Origin of the sequence: Streptomyces niveiscabiei, from assembly GCF_033794345.1 — a bacterium.
In the GTDB taxonomy this organism is placed as follows: Bacteria; Actinomycetota; Actinomycetes; order Streptomycetales; family Streptomycetaceae; genus Streptomyces; species Streptomyces niveiscabiei.
The window spans coordinates 1-516 of record NZ_JARAYJ010000134.1; the positions used below are offsets into that span (position 1 = coordinate 1).

Annotated in this window: 1 protein-coding gene; it reads right to left on the bottom strand. The window is 68.4% G+C overall.

Annotation, left to right across the window (positions count from 1 at the left end):
• Window positions 1–497, bottom strand: a 497-nt coding sequence (locus PV682_RS44220) for an FkbM family methyltransferase (RefSeq protein ID WP_319738632.1), incomplete at its 3' end; no start/stop codon positions are given.
• Window positions 498–516 lie beyond the last annotated feature (19 nt).

Genomic DNA, 516 nt, shown 5'->3' on the forward strand with positions numbered 1-516 from the left:
GGCCGGACGGCGGTGGTGCCGCCGAGGTTCATGGGGTCTTCCAGGTAGAAGGTCAGCCGTCCGGGGGTGTCGGAGACGGCGGTGTTGACGGTGCGGACGTTCGCGCATCCGTTGAGGCGGACGTTCCCGGCCAGGGCCTCGTGGAAGTCGGGGGAGGGTTCGACGGCCACGACCCGGCCTGTGGAGCCGACGAGTTGGGAGGCGAGGACGGTGTAGTAGCCGATGTTCGCGCCGACGTCGATGAAGGTGTCTCCGGGCCGGAGTCTGCGGGAGACGAAGGAGGTGAGGTGGGGTTCCCATGCGCCGAAGAGGTAGAGGTAGCGCTGGATGACGTCGCTGGTCGTCACGGGGAAGTGGGCGCCGGAGCGGGTGCGGGTGACCGTGGTGACGGGGTGGTTCTTCAGGTGTTCGTCCAGGTGGCCGGCGAGCTGGGGAACGCCTGGTCCGGCGGGGTTGTGGCGGACGTACGTCCGCAAGGCTCGAAGAAGAGGGTTCATGGGGCGTCTCCGAGAGTCG